Origin of the sequence: Acinetobacter proteolyticus (assembly GCF_000367945.1) — a bacterium.
In the GTDB taxonomy this organism is placed as follows: Bacteria; Pseudomonadota; Gammaproteobacteria; order Pseudomonadales; family Moraxellaceae; genus Acinetobacter; species Acinetobacter proteolyticus.
Genome location: NZ_KB849179.1, coordinates 2,267,720 through 2,290,213, shown reverse-complemented (window position 1 = coordinate 2,290,213; position 22,494 = coordinate 2,267,720). Strand labels below are relative to the sequence as shown.

At 41.5% G+C, this 22,494-nt stretch carries 15 protein-coding genes, 2 tRNA genes and 3 rRNA genes; 19 read left to right on the top strand and 1 reads right to left on the bottom strand.

The window, feature by feature from the left end:
- The first annotated feature begins 516 nt into the window (after positions 1–516).
- From F993_RS06410 to hisC, 14 genes are all read left to right on the top strand, one after another.
- Positions 517–2,054, top strand: a 16S ribosomal RNA gene (locus F993_RS06410).
- Positions 2,055–2,113: 59 nt separating this feature from the next.
- Positions 2,114–2,190 (top strand) — tRNA-Ile (locus tag F993_RS06415).
- Positions 2,191–2,245: 55 nt separating this feature from the next.
- A tRNA-Ala gene (locus tag F993_RS06420) sits at positions 2,246–2,321 on the top strand.
- Positions 2,322–2,698: 377 nt separating this feature from the next.
- Positions 2,699–5,590 (top strand): 23S ribosomal RNA (locus tag F993_RS06425).
- Between the two features lie 159 nt (positions 5,591–5,749).
- Positions 5,750–5,864 (top strand): 5S ribosomal RNA (gene rrf / locus F993_RS06430).
- The 16S, 23S and 5S rRNA genes sit together here with 2 tRNA genes alongside, the layout of an rRNA operon.
- A 140-nt stretch (positions 5,865–6,004) precedes the next feature.
- A complete protein-coding gene (locus F993_RS06435) occupies positions 6,005–6,340 on the top strand; it encodes a hypothetical protein (RefSeq protein WP_004655600.1) in 336 nt (111 codons plus the stop codon).
- 200 nt (positions 6,341–6,540) lie between these two features.
- Positions 6,541–7,989, top strand: a complete 1,449-nt coding sequence (locus F993_RS06440; protein WP_004655598.1) for an RNA polymerase factor sigma-54 — start codon at positions 6,541–6,543, stop codon at positions 7,987–7,989.
- Positions 7,990–8,159: 170 nt separating this feature from the next.
- Positions 8,160–8,501, top strand: coding sequence for a ribosome hibernation-promoting factor, HPF/YfiA family (hpf, locus tag F993_RS06445; RefSeq protein ID WP_004655596.1), 342 nt, complete (start codon positions 8,160–8,162; stop codon positions 8,499–8,501).
- A 138-nt stretch (positions 8,502–8,639) separates the two neighbouring features.
- Entirely contained in the window at positions 8,640–8,891 is a 252-nt protein-coding gene (gene ibaG, locus F993_RS06450) for a BolA family iron metabolism protein IbaG (protein WP_004655594.1), read from the top strand.
- A gap of 6 nt (positions 8,892–8,897) precedes the next feature.
- Positions 8,898–10,157 carry a UDP-N-acetylglucosamine 1-carboxyvinyltransferase gene (murA, locus tag F993_RS06455; protein WP_004655591.1) on the top strand — a complete coding sequence of 420 codons (1,260 nt, stop codon included), beginning with the start codon at positions 8,898–8,900 and terminating at the stop codon, positions 10,155–10,157.
- On the top strand, positions 10,154–10,843 hold the full coding sequence (gene hisG / locus F993_RS06460; RefSeq protein ID WP_004655588.1) for an ATP phosphoribosyltransferase: 690 nt from the start codon (positions 10,154–10,156) through the stop codon (positions 10,841–10,843). Before murA ends, hisG begins: the two co-directional genes overlap by 4 nt.
- 139 nt (positions 10,844–10,982) lie before the next feature.
- Positions 10,983–11,645 (top strand): DUF4272 domain-containing protein, encoded by a 663-nt coding sequence (locus F993_RS06465; protein WP_004655587.1) that lies wholly within the window; start codon positions 10,983–10,985, stop codon positions 11,643–11,645.
- Positions 11,646–11,776: 131 nt separating this feature from the next.
- Positions 11,777–13,069, top strand: a complete 1,293-nt coding sequence (hisD, locus tag F993_RS06470) for a histidinol dehydrogenase (RefSeq protein WP_004655585.1) — start codon at positions 11,777–11,779, stop codon at positions 13,067–13,069.
- 159 nt (positions 13,070–13,228) lie between these two features.
- The gene (hisC, locus tag F993_RS06475; protein ID WP_004655583.1) at positions 13,229–14,314 is read left to right on the top strand and encodes a histidinol-phosphate transaminase; all 1,086 of its coding nucleotides are present in this window, start codon (positions 13,229–13,231) and stop codon (positions 14,312–14,314) included.
- Positions 14,315–14,322: 8 nt separating this feature from the next.
- Here hisC and F993_RS06480 read toward each other — a convergent pair whose 3' ends face one another.
- Positions 14,323–15,666, bottom strand: coding sequence for an anthranilate synthase component I family protein (locus F993_RS06480; protein WP_004655580.1), 1,344 nt, complete (start codon positions 15,664–15,666; stop codon positions 14,323–14,325).
- A gap of 506 nt (positions 15,667–16,172) precedes the next feature.
- Between F993_RS06480 and filA the strand changes: the two genes are divergently transcribed.
- The 5 genes from filA (at position 16,173) to filE (ending at position 22,478) form a co-directional block, all read left to right on the top strand.
- Positions 16,173–17,120: a putative pilus system protein FilA gene (filA, locus tag F993_RS06485; RefSeq protein WP_004655578.1), complete on the top strand. Its 948-nt coding sequence runs from the start codon at positions 16,173–16,175 to the stop codon at positions 17,118–17,120.
- A gap of 412 nt (positions 17,121–17,532) precedes the next feature.
- Positions 17,533–18,366: a putative pilus system C39 family peptidase FilB gene (filB, locus tag F993_RS06490; RefSeq protein ID WP_004655576.1), complete on the top strand. Its 834-nt coding sequence runs from the start codon at positions 17,533–17,535 to the stop codon at positions 18,364–18,366.
- Between the two features lie 45 nt (positions 18,367–18,411).
- Entirely contained in the window at positions 18,412–19,554 is a 1,143-nt protein-coding gene (gene filC, locus F993_RS06495) for a putative pilus system protein FilC (RefSeq protein WP_004655575.1), read from the top strand.
- Positions 19,555–19,569: 15 nt separating this feature from the next.
- Complete coding sequence (gene filD / locus F993_RS06500; protein ID WP_171066071.1) at positions 19,570–21,234, top strand: putative pilus system OmpP1/FadL family transporter FilD; 1,665 nt, start codon at positions 19,570–19,572, stop codon at positions 21,232–21,234.
- Positions 21,234–22,478, top strand: a complete 1,245-nt coding sequence (gene filE, locus F993_RS06505; protein WP_004655570.1) for a putative pilus assembly protein FilE — start codon at positions 21,234–21,236, stop codon at positions 22,476–22,478. The genes filD and filE overlap by 1 nt, the downstream gene beginning before the upstream one ends.
- The last annotated feature ends 16 nt before the right edge of the window (positions 22,479–22,494 follow it).

The following is a 22,494-nucleotide window of genomic DNA, read 5'->3' as shown; positions in this document are numbered from 1 at the left end:
ATTGCGTCATGCAACGCGAAACATAGAGATGAGCATATAGTTTAGTTGTTCTCTTATTATTAAAACAAATTCGGTCGAAAAATATAAGAAAAATTGTGATTTTGGTTTAAAAATGTTCACTCGAATAAAAAAGTTGAGAAAGGGGGTTGTGTTGTGTTGTGAATGCTGTAGAATGCACATCCATCGGCGGTGATGCAGATAAAAACTTGTTGAGAAACAAGGATTTGGCTGGAAAGGTTGGATTCTTGGGTTGATTGATAAGTTTGCTAAATATCTAAATTACCTGTTGACTTTTAAGAAATTGAGAGTAATATAGCCGACCTAGCTTGATGATGACGAATCATCGAGAAGATCATTAAGAGAATAGAAGAACAACTTGTGTGGATTTTTACTAGTTAATCAATCGAAAATATTTCATTGATTGAAGAGTAGAAATTTCTCGAAGTTTATTTGAGCGAATTTTTAGTCAGAAAATTGATGAGCCAAGATTTGTAGCCATAAGCTACTAATGATTTTAAACTGAAGAGTTTGATCATGGCTCAGATTGAACGCTGGCGGCAGGCTTAACACATGCAAGTCGAGCGGAGTGATGGTGCTTGCACTATCACTTAGCGGCGGACGGGTGAGTAATGCTTAGGAATCTGCCATTTAGTGGGGGACAACATTCCGAAAGGAATGCTAATACCGCATACGTCCTACGGGAGAAAGCAGGGGATCTTCGGACCTTGCGCTAAATGATGAGCCTAAGTCGGATTAGCTAGTTGGTGGGGTAAAGGCCTACCAAGGCGACGATCTGTAGCGGGTCTGAGAGGATGATCCGCCACACTGGGACTGAGACACGGCCCAGACTCCTACGGGAGGCAGCAGTGGGGAATATTGGACAATGGGCGGAAGCCTGATCCAGCCATGCCGCGTGTGTGAAGAAGGCCTTTTGGTTGTAAAGCACTTTAAGCGAGGAGGAGGCTACCTGGATTAATACTCTAGGATAGTGGACGTTACTCGCAGAATAAGCACCGGCTAACTCTGTGCCAGCAGCCGCGGTAATACAGAGGGTGCGAGCGTTAATCGGATTTACTGGGCGTAAAGCGTGCGTAGGCGGCTTTTTAAGTCGGATGTGAAATCCCCGAGCTTAACTTGGGAATTGCATTCGATACTGGGAAGCTAGAGTATGGGAGAGGATGGTAGAATTCCAGGTGTAGCGGTGAAATGCGTAGAGATCTGGAGGAATACCGATGGCGAAGGCAGCCATCTGGCCTAATACTGACGCTGAGGTACGAAAGCATGGGGAGCAAACAGGATTAGATACCCTGGTAGTCCATGCCGTAAACGATGTCTACTAGCCGTTGGGGCCTTTGAGGCTTTAGTGGCGCAGCTAACGCGATAAGTAGACCGCCTGGGGAGTACGGTCGCAAGACTAAAACTCAAATGAATTGACGGGGGCCCGCACAAGCGGTGGAGCATGTGGTTTAATTCGATGCAACGCGAAGAACCTTACCTGGTCTTGACATAGTAAGAACTTTCCAGAGATGGATTGGTGCCTTCGGGAACTTACATACAGGTGCTGCATGGCTGTCGTCAGCTCGTGTCGTGAGATGTTGGGTTAAGTCCCGCAACGAGCGCAACCCTTTTCCTTATTTGCCAGCGGGTTAAGCCGGGAACTTTAAGGATACTGCCAGTGACAAACTGGAGGAAGGCGGGGACGACGTCAAGTCATCATGGCCCTTACGACCAGGGCTACACACGTGCTACAATGGTCGGTACAAAGGGTTGCTACCTAGCGATAGGATGCTAATCTCAAAAAGCCGATCGTAGTCCGGATTGGAGTCTGCAACTCGACTCCATGAAGTCGGAATCGCTAGTAATCGCGGATCAGAATGCCGCGGTGAATACGTTCCCGGGCCTTGTACACACCGCCCGTCACACCATGGGAGTTTGTTGCACCAGAAGTAGGTAGTCTAACCGTAAGGAGGACGCTTACCACGGTGTGGCCGATGACTGGGGTGAAGTCGTAACAAGGTAGCCGTAGGGGAACCTGCGGCTGGATCACCTCCTTAACGAAAGATTGGTGACTGGTAAGAATCCACAACAAGTTGTTCTTCGAAGATGTATCTGAGGGTCTGTAGCTCAGTTGGTTAGAGCACACGCTTGATAAGCGTGGGGTCACAAGTTCAAGTCTTGTCAGACCCACCAAATCTGATTGCAGTAGCTTGGATTGAAAGATATGTCGTTCATTAAGTGATAAGCTGGGGACTTAGCTTAGTTGGTAGAGCGCCTGCTTTGCACGCAGGAGGTCAGGAGTTCGACTCTCCTAGTCTCCACCATACATTACGAAGTAATGTAAAAAACGAAAGTTAAATTCCAAGATAGCTTATAGAATTTAGTAAGTAGATAGCTTATTAAGTTCTGTGATTTATCACAGTTTACTACGCACCGACGAGGTGGTAGTTAATCATTAACAGATTAGTAGAATTGAGTCTGAAATAAATTGTTCACTCATTCTTTGATTTAAACGTTTCGATGTTTAAGTTGAATGAAATGAGAACTAGCAAAAACACTGAATCAAGCGTTTTGGTATATGAATTTAGATTGAAGCTGTACGGTGATTAAGTTCACGAAACAACAAGCTGTATGAATTAATGTTTACATTGATTCTGTTGCTACACCCACTTGTAGGTGTAACGACTGTTTGGGGTTGTATAGTCAAGTAATTAAGTGCATGTGGTGGATGCCTTGGCAGTCAGAGGCGATGAAAGACGTGATAGCCTGCGAAAAGCTCCGGGGAGGCGGCAAATATCCTTTGATCCGGAGATTTCTGAATGGGGGAACCCACCCGCTATAAGGCGGGTATCATAAGCTGAATACATAGGCTTATGAAGCGAACGAGGGGAAGTGAAACATCTCAGTACCCTTAGGAAAAGAAATCAATTGAGATTCCCTTAGTAGCGGCGAGCGAACGGGGAGCAGCCCATTAAGTTGTGTGTGTTCTAGTGGAACGCTCTGGGAAGTGCGAACGTAGAGGGTGATATTCCCGTACACGAAAGGGCACACACAATGATGACGAGTAGGGCGAGGCACGTGAAACCTTGTCTGAATATGGGGGGACCATCCTCCAAGGCTAAATACTCCTGACTGACCGATAGTGAACCAGTACCGTGAGGGAAAGGCGAAAAGAACCCCTGTGAGGGGAGTGAAATAGATCCTGAAACCGCATGCATACAAGCAGTGGGAGCCGACTTGTTCGGTGACTGCGTACCTTTTGTATAATGGGTCAGCGACTTATATTCAGTAGCAAGGTTAACCGCATAGGGGAGCCGTAGAGAAATCGAGTCTTAATAGGGCGTTTAGTTGCTGGGTATAGACCCGAAACCAGGCGATCTATCCATGAGCAGGTTGAAGGTTGGGTAACACTAACTGGAGGACCGAACCCACTGTCGTTGAAAAGCCAGGGGATGACTTGTGGATAGGGGTGAAAGGCTAATCAAGCCTGGTGATAGCTGGTTCTCCCCGAAAGCTATTTAGGTAGCGCCTCGGACGAATACCATTGGGGGTAGAGCACTGTTTCGGCTAGGGGGTCATCCCGACTTACCAAACCGATGCAAACTCCGAATACCAATGAGTACTATCCGGGAGACAGACTGCGGGTGCTAACGTCCGTAGTCAAGAGGAAAACAATCCAGACCGCCAGCTAAGGCCCCAAAATCATAGTTAAGTGGGAAACGATGTGGGAAGGCATAGACAGCTAGGAGGTTGGCTTAGAAGCAGCCACCCTTTAAAGAAAGCGTAATAGCTCACTAGTCGAGTCGGCCTGCGCGGAAGATGTAACGGGGCTAAAACTATGTGCCGAAGCTGCGGATTTGACTTTAAGTCAAGTGGTAGGGGAGCGTTCTGTAAGCCGATGAAGGTGTATTGAGAAGTATGCTGGAGGTATCAGAAGTGCGAATGCTGACGTGAGTAACGACAAAACGGGTGAAAAACCCGTTCGCTGAAAGACCAAGGGTTCCAGTCCAACGTTAATCGGGGCTGGGTGAGTCGACCCCTAAGGCGAGGCCGAGAGGCGTAGTCGATGGGAAATTGGTTAATATTCCAATACTTCTGTGTAATGCGATGAGAGGACGGAGAAGGTTAAGTCAGCCTGGCGTTGGTTGTCCAGGTGGAAGGTTGTAGGCATGTATCTTAGGCAAATCCGGGGTACTCTATGCTGAGAACTGATAGCAAGCTGTACTTGTACAGTGAAGTGGCTGATACCATGCTTCCAGGAAAAGTCTCTAAGCTTCAGTTACACAGGAATCGTACCCGAAACCGACACAGGTGGTCAGGTCGAGTAGACCAAAGCGCTTGAGAGAACTCTGCTGAAGGAACTAGGCAAAATGGTACCGTAACTTCGGGAGAAGGTACGCTGCTGACGGTGATGGGACTTGCTCCCTGAGCTATTGGCAGCCACAGAAACCAGGCCGCTGCAACTGTTTATTAAAAACATAGCACTCTGCAAACACGAAAGTGGACGTATAGGGTGTGATGCCTGCCCGGTGCTGGAAGGTTAATTGATGGGGTTAGCGTAAGCGAAGCTCTTGATCGAAGCCCCAGTAAACGGCGGCCGTAACTATAACGGTCCTAAGGTAGCGAAATTCCTTGTCGGGTAAGTTCCGACCTGCACGAATGGCATAATGATGGCGGCGCTGTCTCCAGCAGAGGCTCAGTGAAATCGAAATCGCTGTGAAGATGCAGTGTACCCGCGGCTAGACGGAAAGACCCCGTGAACCTTTACTGCAGCTTGACATTGAACTTTGACCTTACTTGTGTAGGATAGGTGGGAGGCTTTGAAGTACGAACGCTAGTTTGTATGGAGCCGTCCTTGAAATACCACCCTGGTAATGTTGAGGTTCTAACTCTGCCCCGTAATCCGGGGCGAGGACCATGTCTGGTGGGTAGTTTGACTGGGGCGGTCTCCTCCTAAAGAGTAACGGAGGAGTACGAAGGTGCGCTCAGCGTGGTCGGAAATCACGCGTAGAGTATAAAGGCAAAAGCGCGCTTAACTGCGAGACCCACAAGTCGAGCAGGTACGAAAGTAGGTCTTAGTGATCCGGTGGTTCTGTATGGAAGGGCCATCGCTCAACGGATAAAAGGTACTCTGGGGATAACAGGCTGATACCGCCCAAGAGTTCATATCGACGGCGGTGTTTGGCACCTCGATGTCGGCTCATCTCATCCTGGGGCTGAAGCAGGTCCCAAGGGTATGGCTGTTCGCCATTTAAAGAGGTACGCGAGCTGGGTTTAGAACGTCGTGAGACAGTTCGGTCCCTATCTACCGTGGGCGCTGGAAATTTGAGAGGATCTGCTCCTAGTACGAGAGGACCAGAGTGGACGAACCTCTGGTGTACCGGTTGTGACGCCAGTCGCATCGCCGGGTAGCTATGTTCGGAAGGGATAACCGCTGAAAGCATCTAAGCGGGAAGCCTACCTCAAGATAAGATTTCCCTAGGAATTTATTCCTCTAAAGAGCCGTTCGAGACTAGGACGTTGATAGGTTGGGTGTGGAAGCACGGTGACGTGTGAAGCTGACCAATACTAATTGCTCGTGAGGCTTGACTATACAACACCCAAACAGTTGTTGTATTCAAGATAAATTCAATACATAACTTGATTTAGTGTCAAAACTAGTTACAATACGACTCGATTAAACTAATCCGTTAATAACTCTTTCGGTACTAAGTGGCAAAAAACGTAAGACCACCCAAAACCAAAACAGTTTGCTGGCGACAATAGCAAGAGTGAACCACCTGATCCCTTCCCGAACTCAGAAGTGAAACCTCTTAGCGCTGATGGTAGTGTGGCACTTGCCATGTGAGAGTAAGTCATCGCCAGCTTTTAAATACGAACACCCCTAACCTAACGGTTGGGGGTGTTTTTTATTGGAAAGAGAAAAGAAAATATAAGTCAATATTGAAGGAGTCGTGCTATTTTTATCCTAATTAGATGTTAAATAAGAAATGCTATTAGGACTGATATGATTCTCTATGAACTTTTATCTGCTATTGGAATTGTTTATTTAGGTTTTTTAGTATGGAAGTGGTTAGAAAAACCTAAGCAACAATATCAAGCACCTAGAGTTATTCGCGAATGGATATTGGATGATCCTGAAGGGGAGCTGTATTTAGCTTCTATTACATCAGATCAAAAAGTCTGGTCTGCTTGTGGACGTTATGCACATTCTTCTGGTTCAACGAGTACGACTTGGTCTGGCTTTTTAGCAGGGGATTTAAATGAGCTTTTGCGAAGAACCCTGGGGCAGAAAGTACTTGATGAAATGATCGAATGCCTAAAGCAGCAAAATTTGAAATGATTCCATGTTGTTCAAATGTTTGCTAAATGAGGGGGAATAGTGTGATTAGCGCTGCATTAGAATATATATTTATTTTTTTGATAGTTTTTTGAACAGATAAGTCAGTAGAAACGAATTTTCCTTATATGCGTAAACATTGCTTTATGTTATAAATATTTTTATAGGCATGTTTTTTGCTTATCTTAATAAAAGGAAAGACTATGAAATTATCTGTTGGATTGAAAGTTGCGAACAGTTTATCGTTGACTCCTCAATTACAACAGGCCATACGTCTTTTACAACTCTCAAGTTTAGAACTCGAACAAGAAATCCAGATACAATTAGATAGTAATCCTTTATTAGAGAAAATTGAAGATCTAGGTACAACAGAAAGCCTTTCGACGCTAGAAGCAAAAGAGACAGGGGACTTAACCACTGAACTCAATGCTGATCATCTTCCTAATGATTTACCTGTAGATACTGAATGGGATGATATTTATACCCATCAATCGACGGCATTGGGCTCACCAGAATATGAAGAAAGAGAAGACAATCGCCAGATACAATTGAGCCTAAAAGAGTATATTTTAGATCAAGTGAATCTTTTGCATTTTTCGACTGTAGATAAACTGATTGCATATTGCATTGTTGACTCTTTGGACGATAAAGGATTCCTCGATGCAACGTTAGAAGATATCTTGCTTGCTGTCTCAGGCTTATTGCATGAAATGGAAAGTGAGGAAGAAGTTGAAGAAGATGAAATCGTTGTGGTTTTAAAACATATTCAACGTTTAGATCCAATTGGAGTGGGTTCAAGAAATTTGGCTGAATGTTTGAGTATCCAACTTGAAACTTTTAATGAAAAAATTCCTTATCTTACTGAAGCTAGAAATCTATTAAAATACTATGAGTTATTGATCTCGAATGATTTGAATAAATTATTAAAACAAACCGGTTTATCCAAAGAACAGCTAAAAAGTGCGGTTGATTTACTCAAGACTTTAAAGCCTTATCCTGGTTTGGAATTTAATCAGCAAGAGTCTGAGTATCAAGTGCCTGATGTTGTGGTGGCAAAAAAAGACCAACATTGGCAAGTCCAACTCAATCCAGATGTAATGCCGAAACTCAGGATTAATTCTTTTTATTCCAATATGATTCGTCGTGCTGATCAAAGTGATGATAATGTGTATTTACGCAATCAAATGCTGGAAGCGAAGAATTTTATTAAAAGCATTGATGAGAGACATAAAACATTGCTGAAAGTTGCGACCTGTATTGTTGAACATCAACGCGCTTTTTTGGAGCAAGGGCCAGAGGCGATGAAACCTTTGGTGCTTCGTGATGTAGCAGAAGAAGTTGAATTACATGAGTCAACCGTTTCACGTGTGACCACCAACAAATATATGCTGACCCCACGTGGTTTATTTGAGTTGAAATACTTTTTTTCAAGCCATGTAGGAACCACAACAGGCGGTGAAGCATCATCAACAGCAATTCGTGCCATGATTAAAAAACTGGTATCGAATGAAAATCCACGTAAGCCTTTGTCTGATAATGCAATCGCTGAAATGTTGAAGGATGAAGGGATTGAAGTGGCTCGACGCACCGTAGCAAAATATCGTGAATCGTTACATATTCCTTCATCTTCTGAAAGAAAAGTCTTGATCTAAATTTTAAGGTGTGACTATTCTAGTAGTTCATTATTACGAAATAATGAATTTCTTATAGTCACTAGAGGAGTCGCTGAAAATGATTTAATGGATGTTGAACCACTGATGTACATTAAATTTGCTTGAGCGATTGTCTTGTATCCTGAGAAAAAAAGGTGAGGGAAAGAATTATGCAAATAACGATTCGTGGACACCATTTAACCATTACACCAGCAATTGAAGAAAATATAAAAGAAAAGTTTAGTCAAATGACCAAGCATCTCGATCAGGTCAATAGTATGCAAATCAAGCTGGCTAAAGATCATCAAATTGATAAACGTTCACACAAAGGCAGTGCAAACCATATTGCAGAAGCAATTATCCGTTTGCCGGGGGTGGAACTGTTTGCACAGGCGACAGCCGATGATATGTATACTTCGATTAGAAAATTGACAGATAAATTAAAACGTCAGCTTGCGAAACATCGAAAAATTCAATGTTCTTATCAGCATGAACTGGCACTTTTGAGTTAGTTTTTATTTTTATAAAAGAGGCTTTTTGTGGAGCCTCTTTTTTTTATTGATAAAAAAAGAAACTGCTTACTGAATTATGTGAAAAAGTTATAGTAAAATAGCTCGTTTTACACCAATGGTTGTATAAGAGGTCTTGGAATGAATAGTGAGCAGCTCACGCAAATTTTAAAAGAAGCTTTCCCTGAAGCAGAAGTAGCGGTGAGCGGACAAGCTGGAAAATTTGACCTGCGTATTGTTGATGATCAGTTTGAAGGTAAACGTACCGTTGCTCGTCAACAATCGGTTTATGCACCTCTAAATTCTTATATTGCGAGTGGTGAAGTTCACGCTGTTACGATTCGCGCAATGACAAAAGACGAATGGCGCAAAGCAAGCCTTTTCGGAGCTTAAATATTAATGGATAAATTTTTAATTACGGGTGGTGTTAAGCTCGAGGGCGAAGTACGCATTTCTGGCGCTAAAAATGCGGCTTTACCTTTACTTGCAGCAATGATCCTTGCTGACTCTCCGATTACGCTGACCAATGTTCCAAATCTAAAAGATGTAAACACTTTAGTTAAACTCATTGCTGGCCTTGGTGTAACCATGAGCTATGAAGGTGAAACGGTTTGTGCTGATGCGTCGACATTAGACAACCAGTTTGCACCTTATGAACTAGTTAAAACCATGCGTGCTTCAATTTTAGTTCTCGGACCATTATTGGCGCGTTACGGTAATGCCAAAGTCTCGTTACCAGGCGGTTGTGCGATTGGTTCACGTCCAGTGGATCAACACTTAAAAGCATTAGAAGCTTTGGGTGCGCAAATTGAAGTTGAAAATGGCTATGTGCATGCTTCAGTTGATGGGCGCTTAAAAGGTGGTGAAGTTGTTTTTGATATGGTGACTGTTGGCGGTACTGAAAACATCTTGATGGCTGCTGCTTTGGCTGATGGTGTGACCACAATTCGTAATGCCGCACGTGAACCAGAGATCACTGATCTTGCACAAATGCTCATTAAAATGGGTGCCAAGATTGAAGGTATTGATACCGATACTTTGATTGTTACTGGCGTTGAAAGCTTACATGGCTGTGAATATGCTGTGGTTGCTGACCGTATTGAAACTGGTTCATATTTAGCTGCTGCTGCCATTACGGGTGGTCGAGTGAAGACCACACATACTGATCCAGCTTTGCTTGAAGCTGTTTTGGACAAGTTTGAGGAAATGGGTGCGGAAGTGACCCGTGGTGATGACTGGATTGAGTTGGACATGCAAGGTAAACGTCCAAAAGCGGTGAGCTTTAGAACCTTACCTCATCCTGAATTTCCAACTGATATGCAAGCACAAATCATGGCAGTTAATGCGATTGGTCGTGGTTTTGCAACGATTTCAGAAACGATTTTCGAAAACCGTTTTATGCATGTTCCAGAACTTTCACGTATGGGTGCGAATATCCAAGTGGAAGGTCATGATGCAGTGGTCACTGGGGTTGAAAAACTGCAAGCAGCTCCTGTGATGGCAACTGATTTACGTGCTTCTTTCTCATTGGTTCTGGCTGCATTGGTGGCCGAAGGTGAAACACTAGTCGATCGTATTTACCATATTGATCGTGGCTATGAACACATTGAAGAAAAATTGCAAAGTTTAGGTGCTCAGATTAAGCGGGTAAAAGGATGAATGACTTAAGAAACGATGATCCAAATTTTGACGTAATGGGCAATTTTGATCATGGTTTAACTTTAGCACTCAGTAAAGGTCGTATCTTAAAGGAAACATTGCCCTTACTTGAAAATGCAGGCATCAACTTACTGGAAGATCCTGATAAATCACGTAAACTGATTTTTCCAACTACGCATAAGAAAGTGCGTATTTTAATTTTACGTGCTTCTGATGTACCGACTTATGTCGAGAATGGTGCGGCAGATTTTGGTGTGGCAGGCAAAGATGTATTGATGGAACATGGTGCACAACATGTTTATGAATTACTTGATCTAAAGATTGCCAATTGTAAGTTAATGACTGCGGGTAAAGTTGGAATGGAACGTCCGCAAGGTCGTTTAAAAATTGCAACCAAGTACGTGAATCTTACTCGCCAGTATTATGCAAGCTTAGGCGAGCAGGTGGATGTCATTAAGCTATACGGATCAATGGAACTTGCACCTTTAGTAGGGTTGGGAGATTACATTGTTGACGTTGTTGATACAGGTAATACCTTGCGTGCCAATGGTTTAGAGCCTTTAGAGGAAATTTGCAAAGTTTCTTCACGTCTCATTGTGAACAAAGCCAACTTTAAACGTAAGCAAGCGGTGTTAAATCCGATTTTGACGCAACTTGAAGAGGCTGTGAAATCGCGTTCAGCGTGATTTTTTGTATGATGATTCTAAAAACCGTTCTTTTGAACGGTTTTTTATCGCTTAATCTTCTGATTTGGGGAAAGAATATCTTCCTTTTAGATTTAGGGCTGTGCTAAAAGGGCGTATTGTCTGGTAATGAGTAATAACAATGAAAACGCCTTTACAGCGTAAACAACAGTCAATTTTAAAATTACAAGCTCAGTCTATCCCTTATATAGAATGGTTACCGCATATTGAATCTGCTGATGAGGTGATCACTCGTTCCGCTGAAAGTATTGCCAAAAGGGCGATTACATGTTTGATCATCATCCAAGTGGCCTGTGATTTAAATCATCAGCAATTTGATGAGGAAACTAAAAGCTTTATCGTTGATATGTTGAATAAGTTTGAAGTATTTGATGAGTTAACCCTTAAAGAGCAAAATATTTTAAATCAAGAAGTTTCTCAACAAGACATTGTCAATATGATTTGGAAATATGAAGCTTACTGGGTTTTACTTTGGGCATTAGGCATCGTTAAAGAGCTCGGCTACCCAGATACAATTGCAGATTGTGATTTTGCAGTGCAAGTTGTCTCTGCATGTGATTCTTTTGATGAATTTATGCAGCAAGTTGAGTTAAGAAGTATCGATGAAATTTTAGATCAGGCTGATTTGATCTATCGCTATGACTGGGCATGTGTTGATGCTCGCTTAAAACAACAAGAGGCGCCTAAAGATTTAAATGCTTCCATTGTCGTAGAACGTCATGGTGCTTTAAATTGGCTCATACAACGTGATGGGGATTGGGATAATCCTGACCTAAATACATAAAATCTAAAATATTTCGGCCTAAAAATGATTTTTCCTATTAAAGCAGAGGGAAATGCTGATGTTATCTTGCCCACAAGTGGGGTGAAAAAGAGTAAACTTAGCGCTCTCTTATTCGCCTTGTGGGTAAATTGATGCGACGTTTATCGACTCAGGATCAGAACTTTAAACAGATTTTTGCTGAACTTTTAGCATTTGAAACTGTGAATGATCCTCAATTAGTACAAACTGTAGACCAAATCATTGCTGATGTTCGTCAGCATGGTGATGAACATGTACTTAAATTAACGCAACAGTTCGATCGACATCCAGCGCATCAATTCTCTGATTTGGAACTGACTCAAGCCCAGCTGAAAACTGCATTTGAGGGCTTAAGCACTGAAATTCGTGAAGCTTTGGAGTTGGCTGCAAAACGCATTCGTTCGTTCCACCAAGCACAAAAGCAAGAAGGTTGGACGTATGTGGATGAACTAGGGAATACCTTAGGTCAGAAAGTCACACCGCTTGATCGCGTGGGGATTTATGTACCGGGGGGGTTAGCGTCTTATCCTTCATCGGTGTTAATGAATGCTTTGCCTGCCCATGTAGCGGGTGTTCCTGAAATCATCATGGTGGTTCCAGCACCGAATGGTGAATTAAATCCATTGGTATTAGCAGCTGCCTATTTGGCAGGGGTAAGCCGAGTCTTTACCATTGGTGGTGCACAAGCTGTTGCAGCCTTAGCTTATGGTACACAAACCATTCCAGCTGTCGATAAAATCACAGGTCCAGGCAACCGCTTTGTTGCGGCTGCAAAACGTGCTGTTTTTGGACAGGTCGGGATTGATATGATTGCTGGCCCTTCCGAGATTTTGGTGTATGCCGAAGGCGAAAATAATGCAGAATGGTTAGCTATGGATGTATTGTCTCAAGCAGAACACGATACCGTTGCTCAAGCAATTTTTATTACGCCTGATGAGTCGTTATTAAATGCTGTCGAAGTAGCCATTGAAAAGCACTTAGCTGAATTGCCAAAAGCTGAAATTGCGCGAACCTCGATTCAGAATCGCGGCGCTTTAGTCTTGGTGCGAGACCGTGCTGAAGCGATTGAGTTGATCAATCAAGTAGCACCTGAGCACTTGGAACTCTGCCTTGATGATGCTGAATTGATGAGTCAAGAAATTCGTCATGCAGGCGCAATCTTTATGGGACGTTATACACCAGAAGCGATTGGTGATTATTGTGCGGGCCCAAACCATGTGTTGCCAACTTCGGGCACAGCAAGGTTCTCATCGCCACTTGGGGTTTATGATTTCCAGAAGCGTTCAAGCCTGATTATGTGTTCACAGCAAGGTGTTAAAACTTTGGCGAAAACGGCCGATGTCCTTGCGGTACAAGAAAATCTTGATGCCCATGCACGTTCAGCCCGCTACCGTTATGAAGTTTAAATCTGAAGTGTGTGTCGTGGTCTAGCACGATAATAAATATAAACCTTTCCCAAACCCTCTCCTAAAATGAGCGGGGACTTGTCACGATATATGTGAAATAGGTTTGAAGATTCCTCTCTCTTTGGGGGAGGTTAGGAGAGGGCAACAAGAGAATATAAAATGACGTTTACAACAGAACAAATGCGGTTTTGGAGTCCCGAAGTTCGTGAATTAGAGCCTTATGTGCCGGGTGAGCAGCCTAAAATTCAGAACTTACTCAAACTGAATACCAACGAAAATCCATATCCGCCATCGCCAAAAGTCGTGGCAGCGGTTGAAGCGGTTTTGGCTAATCAAGCTGATGCGCTACGTCTTTATCCAGATCCTGATGCAACGGCACTCAAGCAGGCGATTGCTAAGCAACAACAGGTAGATATCAGCCAAGTCTTTGTCGGCAATGGTTCGGATGAAGTTTTAGCGCATATTTTTAAAGCGTTTTTTATTCAAAAAGAGCCGATTCTTTATCCAGATATTACTTATAGTTTTTATCCTGTTTATAGCCAGTTTTTTGCAACGCAAACCAAGCAGATTCCATTGAATGACCAGTTCGAAATTGATGTGTCGGATTATGCGCAGGAAAATGGCGGTATTATTATCACCAATCCAAATGCACCAACCAGTGTTGCGCTAGACTTGGAACAAATTGAACAAGTGCTTAAAGCAAATCCAGATCGTGTGGTGGTGATTGATGAAGCCTATGTCGATTTTGGTGCAGAGTCAGCGGTGCAATTGGTTAATCGATATGAGAACCTAGTCGTTTGCCAAACTACATCGAAATCACGTTCATTGGCAGGATTACGTGTTGGCTTTGCGATTGCACAAGCGCATTTGATTGCTGCGCTTGAAGCAGTGAAGAATAGTTTTAATTCCTATCCAATGGATCGCTTTGCCATTGCTGCAGCTGTTGCATCCTTTGAGGATCAAGCTTATTTTGAAGCGCAATGCCAAAAGGTGATTGCGAGCCGTGAGCAATTGGTGAGTGATCTTACCGCTTTGGGGTTTGAGGTTTTACCATCAAAAGCTAATTTTATCTTTGCAACGCACCCACAACATGATGCGGCACAACTTGCCCAACAATTGCGTGAACAAGGAATTATTGTTCGTTACTTCAACAAACCACGAATCAATCAATTCTTGCGTATTACCATTGGCACCGATGAACAAAATCAGCGTTTCGTGGATACGCTTAAAACGCAAATTTTATAAGCTTTGATCTAAATGTCCGCTTTCTGCCATGTATTGAGTAAATCAAGCATGGCAGAAATTTTATCGAAACATTCTTGATATTCAGCTTCCGCATCAGAGGCAATGGTGATGCCACCACCCGCCCACATCGATAATTGATTCTGGTATTGCTGAATACTGCGAATCAAAATATTCCAGCATCCAGTCCCATCAAAATTAAAATACCCCAAGCTGCCACAATAAGCACCTCGTGGTGCGCCTTCTAATTCTTCAATAATTTGCATTGCTCGGATTTTGGGTGCACCTGTAATCGAACCGCCAGGCAGGGCAGACAATAGCATTTGCATTGGATTAATCTGTTCTTTTAAAGTCGCGGTGATCTCACTGACCATATGATGAACTTGATTGAAGCTCTCAATTTCAAATAGTTTTGTCGTGTTTACCGAACCTGTTTCTGCATAAACACTTAAATCATTGCGCAGTAAATCCACAATCATGACATTCTCAGCCTGATCTTTTTCAGAATTGCGGAGTTTGTCTTTGGAGATTTGATCCTGCTCAGGATCATCATAACGGGGCATGGTTCCCTTAATTGGGCGCGTTTTTATCTTTCGATGAATTTGAAATTCAATAAACAATTCAGGTGAGCAGCTGAGTAATTCGAAATCATTTATTTTGAGATAACCCGCATAAGGGGCATGGGTGAGTTCCCATAAATCTTGTGCACGACTTAAAAGTGAGCCTTGTGTTTGAGCGACAAACTCTTGGGTTAAGTTGATTTGATAACAATCTCCTGCCTTGATGTACTCCTGAACTTGGTTGAATGCAGTGAAGTACTGCTGTTTCGTCCAACGAGGTTGGCATTGCTGATTTAAAGACAGTGCATTGAGTTGTTTTGGCGTCTTGATCAAATCGGAAATGTATTGATAGATACTTTCAGCCTGAGCTTCATCACTATGAAAGTACCATTCACCTTGCTGAAACTTTAAAAAGCTGTTGTATTGGCCTAAAAAAAAGCGTGGCTGTGGATGTGCATCGATTTCAATAAATTGATCTGCACTGTAGTCATAGCTACAGAAACCAATATACCCACCATGAAATCCATCAGGCTGATTAGAATAGGAAATGTCATCAAACTGAGCGAACTCTAAGGGAGTGTTCGCTTCTGATTTGATTTGATATTGATTGAATTGTATTTGTTGGAATTGCTGTAGTTCAGTGTGCTGAAAAACTAAAAACTCTGTAGGTAAAAAGGCAATTACAGGCGAAGTCTTGTCGTGCAAATGGACCAATCCAGTTAAATCATACAGTCGGGACAGAAGCTCAAATGCAGAAGGGAGTTGCGTGTTAAGCTTTTGCTGAAAATAAGACATAAAACGGAAATACTTGCACTAAATGTAGAGAGCAGAATTGTACTACATTCAAAAACATCGCACGGATCATAATCCCGTCTTTTGGATAAAATTATGTGTTGTGCTAGCAGATTACTTAGATAAAATGAATGATGTATTTATCAAATTAAAATAAGAAAGCGCTTTTGTTAACACTTCTTATACGTTTTTGGATGGGGATAAACGGAGCATCCCTAAACTTTGTTCTTGGGGATTCAAAATTATTTTATGCAAATAACCAATAATTACATGATGTTGTCATAATTTTTTGATGCTTCGGGAATTGTGTGTTTTATATGCCGTTTGTCGGTTTGTGGATAAAAAGCAGTTAACAGGAGTTGAACATAAAATAACAAACAGGTAATTTAGTAGTTGCTAAGCGAACTACTCAAGGATTGGAAGTTCAAGTTGTCATTTAAGAATAAAACGACCGTGGACAGTTTAGAGTAGTGTAAGTCAAAAAATAAATGCTCTTGGGAGAGTGCTCAATGAAAATGTTTACTAAACTAGCTTTAGTTTCTTCAATGGCGATTAGCGCAAATGCAATGGCTATGCAGTCAATGGATGATGCTGCACTAAGCGCTGCAACAGGTCAAGATGGTATCAATATTGGTCTTGGTGTTACTTCTGTTACGATCGACAAATTATTAATTCATGATACTGATGGTTATGCTGACAATGGTGGCGCAGCAGGCACAATCGGTTCTGGTGGTACAGGTGTTGCTGGTGCAATCGTTGTAAACAATGTTGCAATTACGCCAAATATGTCTGCATTATTGCCTTCTCATAACTTGGCTGATTTAACAATCGATACCGATGCTGGTGATTCAACAACTGGTGGTGCGTTCCTAAATGTAGCGGCAAAAGTATCTGGTTTGAATATTAGTCTTGGTAAAATTGAAGTGGCAGCTTCTGGAACACCGAGCGCAACAAGTATCCAGCGTGGTACGACTGGTACAGCAAATGAAATCTTATCTGGTTTAACTTTAAAAACTGGTACGATGGATGCAAATATTCAATTAGGTGCTGCGCCTCAAGGTGCAATGATCATGTTGAATACAACGATGACTGGTGGCTTGGAAATTACCAACCTTGGTATTAAAGATAAATCAACAATTGGTCAATTAACTTCAACTGGCGCAGCAAGTACATTGGCGGGTGAAATTCACCTAGACAGCATTAAAGTTGCTGATAGTGGTTCTACTAACATGACAGTCAAAGCACAAGTAAGTGTTGTTGGTGAAAGCACTGCTGGTGCAAAAGATGGATATTTAAAAATTGTCAGTGAATCTCCTGTAAATGGTTCAGATATTTACATTAAAGGTGTTCATTTAGGTAGTGCAACCGCTGGTTCGATCGGCGATGTGGAAATTCAAGGCTTGAAAACTACATATTCTGGTGGTAATGGTGCGGTAATTACGATTTCTGGCCACTAATCAATTATTAAACAAAAAAAGCGCTTTTGCGCTTTTTTTGTTTTTAAAAGAATTTACATTAGTAACGATTATATAGATAGAAAAAGTAGGACTTATGGATTTAACTTATTCTCATTGCTTGTTGTTATTTTATGCCTATTCATTATTTAACTTAAGCTACAGAATAGGACTTTGATAAATATGAATAGAAGATAAAAATTTAAAACAATGTTATAAAAATGTTTGATTAAACACAATAATTGTCAAATTATAGAAGTAATAATAAAAAAAATAACATTCCGTCAAAAAAAACCAAAAAAAAGATGTATTTTCTTATAAAAGAAGGTATCTTCATCTTGCAGGGATGTAGTGTCATCGACACTAAAAATAAAATGAATAAGGCAAGTGCTGCCATTGTTAGAAAAAGAGACTTATGTTAGAGATCGCTTTAGGCTCGGCATTGATGTATTACTTTACAACGCAAGCCTTTGAAATAGAAAAAAAACCAGAAGGGACTGTATTCTATACGGAAACTTTGGATTCTCGTAACCCTTCATTTACACGGAATCATCGCGAATCAGTTGTGATTAAACCCGCTGTAGAGGAGCAGTTCCGGGGGATTGTACGCCAAGCTTATGATTATAGCTGTGGTTCTGCTGCCTTAACGACTCTACTCAATGGTTATGGTGGTTTGAGACTAACTGAACAGCAAACTATGAGCGGTTTACTTCAATATGGCGAGTATCAACGCATTATCGAGCGTCGAAGTTTCTCTTTATTAGATATGAAACGCTTTGTCTCCGCTTTAGGGATTAATAGCGGTGGCTATCGTGGGGAGTTTTCAGACCTTACAGCTTTAAAACAGCCTGCAATTGTGCCTATTACTTATGCAGGCTTTAAGCATTTTGTCGTATATAAAGCGTATAAAGATGGAAGGGTTTATGTTGCTGATCCAGCGCTTGGCAATATTAGCTTTGATGAAGCTCGGTTTAAAGAAATATGGGACAATAATACATTATTTATTGTTGATATCCCTCAACAGTACCAAAAGAGTTTATTGGCATTGCAAGATGCAGATATGCGTCATGTAGAAGATGCAACAGTAAATCGGTACGCTCTTGCTGAAATTCAGTTTCCAACGCAAAAATTTGAACGCCTTGCAGACAAAGCGTCAACCATGCGTCGGGTTTTGGATGCAGATCCTAATTCTGCAACTTATAACCAACCAATTAACACCTATATGCGCTTATATTACAAGCGGAAGTAAGTTTAGAAAAATCAGTAAAATTAATGTAATAGGATGCAAAGTAAAATGAATCGTACATGGATGAATATGAGTGTGTTGGCCTTAAGTTTAAGCGCGATCACATCGACACTTTACGCAGCAGAACAACAACCCGCAACCGAGCCTGTAGCATCTGAGACAGATCAGGCGGTTCAAGTACCGACGAATACAGTGATTGAAAGTCCTGTCAATTCTACACCAGAGATTGCTTCGGCTGTTGAGGGGAGTCAAGCAGATCAAGCTGCAAGTGCTTTACAAAAAAAAGAAAGTGATGCGACTCAAGAAACAAATTTGCAAGAAGTTTTTACCTCAAATGAACGTCAATACTCATTAATTAAGAAAGGTATTTTCTCATCTTATTATGATTTAGATTATACCTACTATCGAGATAGCCGCCTTGATTTGGCAATGAATGATAGTAATAGCTCGCTATCACGATTACGTGTAGAGGAAGATGCTAACCATACCTTAACCAATACCTTTACGGTGCAATATGGCGTATTGGACAACGTCACTTTATCTGCATCATTACCTTTTGTTGCGAAAAAAGACTTATTACAAGACCAGACAACTGCAGGTTTAGGTGATATCAACTTTGGTGCGCGTTGGGAACCGTTCCCATTGAAACAAGGTCGATTACCTTTAGTCTTATTTGGTAGTTTATCAACCAAGACTGGTGACAGCCCATATGAAATTGGGGTAGATGAGCTTTCAACAGGTAAAGGATATTACTCAGTTGGTGCAGGTGCAAGTACACGTAAATATATTGATCCTGTCGTATTGTTTGCTTCAGTTTCAACAAGTTATGGTTTGAAAGAGTCTGGTCTTAATCAATTGCGTGGAAGTCGTGTACTTGAGAGTTTTGATCCAGGTTTAAGCGGTGGCTTCTCTTTTGGATTTGCTTACTCCTTTAACTATGATGTGTCTTTGACAATGTCATATCAACAAAGCTTTAACACGGGCGCAAAATTCTATTTTGAAAATGATGAAAGTTATAAATCTGCAGATCAAAGTAGCGCAATGTTGTCATTTGCTTTAGGGGTGCGTGTATCGCCTGAGACAATTGTCAATGGTACGGTTGGGATTGGTTTAACGGAAGATGCACCTGATGTTTCACTCGGCCTATCTTTCCCACTTGATATCATCGGTTTTGGTAAGAAAGTCCGTTAAGGAGATATAATAATGGTGAAAAACCTTAAATTATGTCCATTAACGATAGCAATTTTTTTTGTGGGGCTATCGGGTGCAACTCATGCACAACTCGGACAAGACTTATCTGTAGATTTACGTTCTCTTTCCTTAGGGAATGCGGTAACCGCTGATCCACCAGGCATTAGTGCTGTTCACTTTAACCCAGCAGCATTGGCTAAACTAGATGGCTTACAAACCGATGTACAAGGGATTTTGGCTAATTTTGCAATTCAACGAGACTATTCAGCACCTGGGGGGTATAACGTTTTCGGCTATTCGGATGATCCTTTAGTCTGTAATGATGGTCCTGAAGTTGATGCAAACATTTGTACAGATTTTAAAGGTACGGTACATGGTGATGTTGAATATGCCAGTATTTATGTCCCAATTTTAAAGAAAATTGTAGATTTAGGTCCGAATTCGCCTTTAGTTGCACCTACAGCAGGTATTTCCTATAAACCTCCAGGCTCAAAGGTAACTTATGCAACTGCGATTTATGCACCACTGGTTGCTGGTTTTGGGGCGGAGGATGGTAATCCAAGTAACTATATGGGACAACAGGTTGCCTTAGAGCGGATTACCTATTTATCACCTTCATTTGGTTATCAGGTCAATGATAATTTATATTTAGGCGCATCATTTGGAATGTCGTACCAAGCCATTGCGATGAAAACGGATCTGCGTTTTCCTAATGAGTTAATTGGGGTGCTGCGTATGGTCGATGAGGTAGTCTGTGGCCCATTTAAAGAGAATGGCGACATTATTACCGACCTTTTGCTTTTTGGTATGTGTAATGCGAAAGAGGGCATGAATCCATTTAGCAAGGTTGGAGCCTTGGATGTTTCTTTAGAGCAGTCATTAAGTCCAAGTTATAACCTAGGTTTACTTTGGGAACCAACAGACGATTTTAGCTTTGGTATGGTGTATCAAAGTGAAGCGAAGATGCGTTTAAAAGGTAAATATTTGATTAATGTTGCTGAGGCTCCGCAACAGTTAATTGCAGCTTTAAACTCATCTGCAACGGGGCAAATTCTGGCTGCCATTTTAGGCTTTCCTGGTTATGCACCTGCTGTGGAATCTGGTTTATTGGCGATGGACTTTAAGTATCCACAACATTTTAAAGCAGGGATTAAATATAAAATATTACCTGATTTACAAATGAATTTTGATTTAGGGTGGACAGATTTCTCGGCTTGGGACAAGTTTAAATTTGAGTTTGATCGACAAATCTCTTTATTAAAAGTCGCGAAATTATTATCTGCTGATGTCACAGATCGTTCGTTATCCTTGCCATTAAAATTTCAATCTTCTTGGCGTTGGGGAATAGGTTTTGAATATTCTGCAACAGATCGCTTGAAGTTACGTATGGGTTATGAACCACGGACAAGTTCAATCCCTGATGATAAGCGAAATACCATGGTGCCGATTAACAATGCGCAATTGTTTGGCTTAGGTGTTGGCTATCGTTTCGATCAGGATACAGATTTAGATTTATCAATTGGTTTCTTACGTAGCCGTGACGACATTCCTGCAAATACCAGTAGTTTATCCAATAAAACAGGAGTGGATAACCTTTTATTAAACCCTTATGCTGGTTTAAATGTAAAAACAAATACAAAAGTAACGTTACTTGGTATTAACTATAGAACTAGATGGTAATGCAAAATAAAATGATCCGTCAATCAAGACTTGTAATTTCATTTGTATGCTTAATGATAGCAAGTACTTCGGTTGTCTATGCAAATGGTTTTTATACAATTATTGGGCCTGATGGTCGTCCTATGGTTGTGCCGATGAGAGATGGAAAAAAAGCAGTAGAGCCAAATAAGCAGAAACAGGCAATTATTACTGAAAAAACGGTTCAGCCAACTATTGATCATTCCAGTACGGTAAAGACCATTGTTGTGCCTATCGAACAGCAAAAGGTTGAATATGCTCATCCAGTTGAGCCCCCAAAAAATCTGCCTAAGGCTATTAAAACTGATGAAGGTGCTAAACCTACGATAGAACAGCATAAAATAGAACCAATGCCTTCATCTGATAGGATGGACAAGGGGACAATAAAGTCTCCAATTGTACCTATTGAACAATCAAAAGTGATCCAAGTATCTACACGCCCATTGATGATAGAGACGCCATCAGTTGAAAAAAACACAACTGTGATAAAAGAAGCACCGTTAGCTCAAGGCATTTCAAGTTCTTCAAATGAGGTAGTCTCATCCACTGGATTTAGTCAGGTGGATGGTGTTGATTATGTCAATAATGAATATTTAGAAAATCAAGAATTTAATCTTGATGGCAAAAAACGCTTTTATACCATACCTGACGGCACTGGGCGTACTGAAACGATTGAACGGAAAAAAGGAGTAAGTCGTTCAGTTTTGGATAAATTATTAAATCGTTCACAGCAATCCTCTGCTCCAATCGTTTTATCTAGCACCTATGTGCGTTTATCGAGTGAAGATCTAAAAGCTGCTTTTGAAAATGATCGCTGTTTTTTAGAAGATTATAAAAAGTCGATCAAAACCTTGACTTTGAATAAAGATGTCGGCATTTGGCCTAGAAAGCCACTGAAGGATAAGTTTGAATATGAACTTTTGAAGTTAGATACCTCGATTCAATATATGCAGATTGACTCATATTCTTCTAGTAACAGTAAACCAGTGTATTACTGGCCACTGGTTGTTTTTCTCGATGAAAAAGGCTGTATTGCTGAGGGGGTCAGTGGGTTTAAAAATAGCACAACTGCAGCGACAGTGTTGCAACACTCTGCACTTCAAGGTGTGATAAAAGTACCTAAAGATGTTCGTTATGTGATGATGACACCTTTAGCCTCTGCAGTTGATGTTTCTGAGCGAGAGCTCTCAAATCAGGGGCAGATCAGAATTTCTGTTTTACAGTAACATGGATAGGATGAAT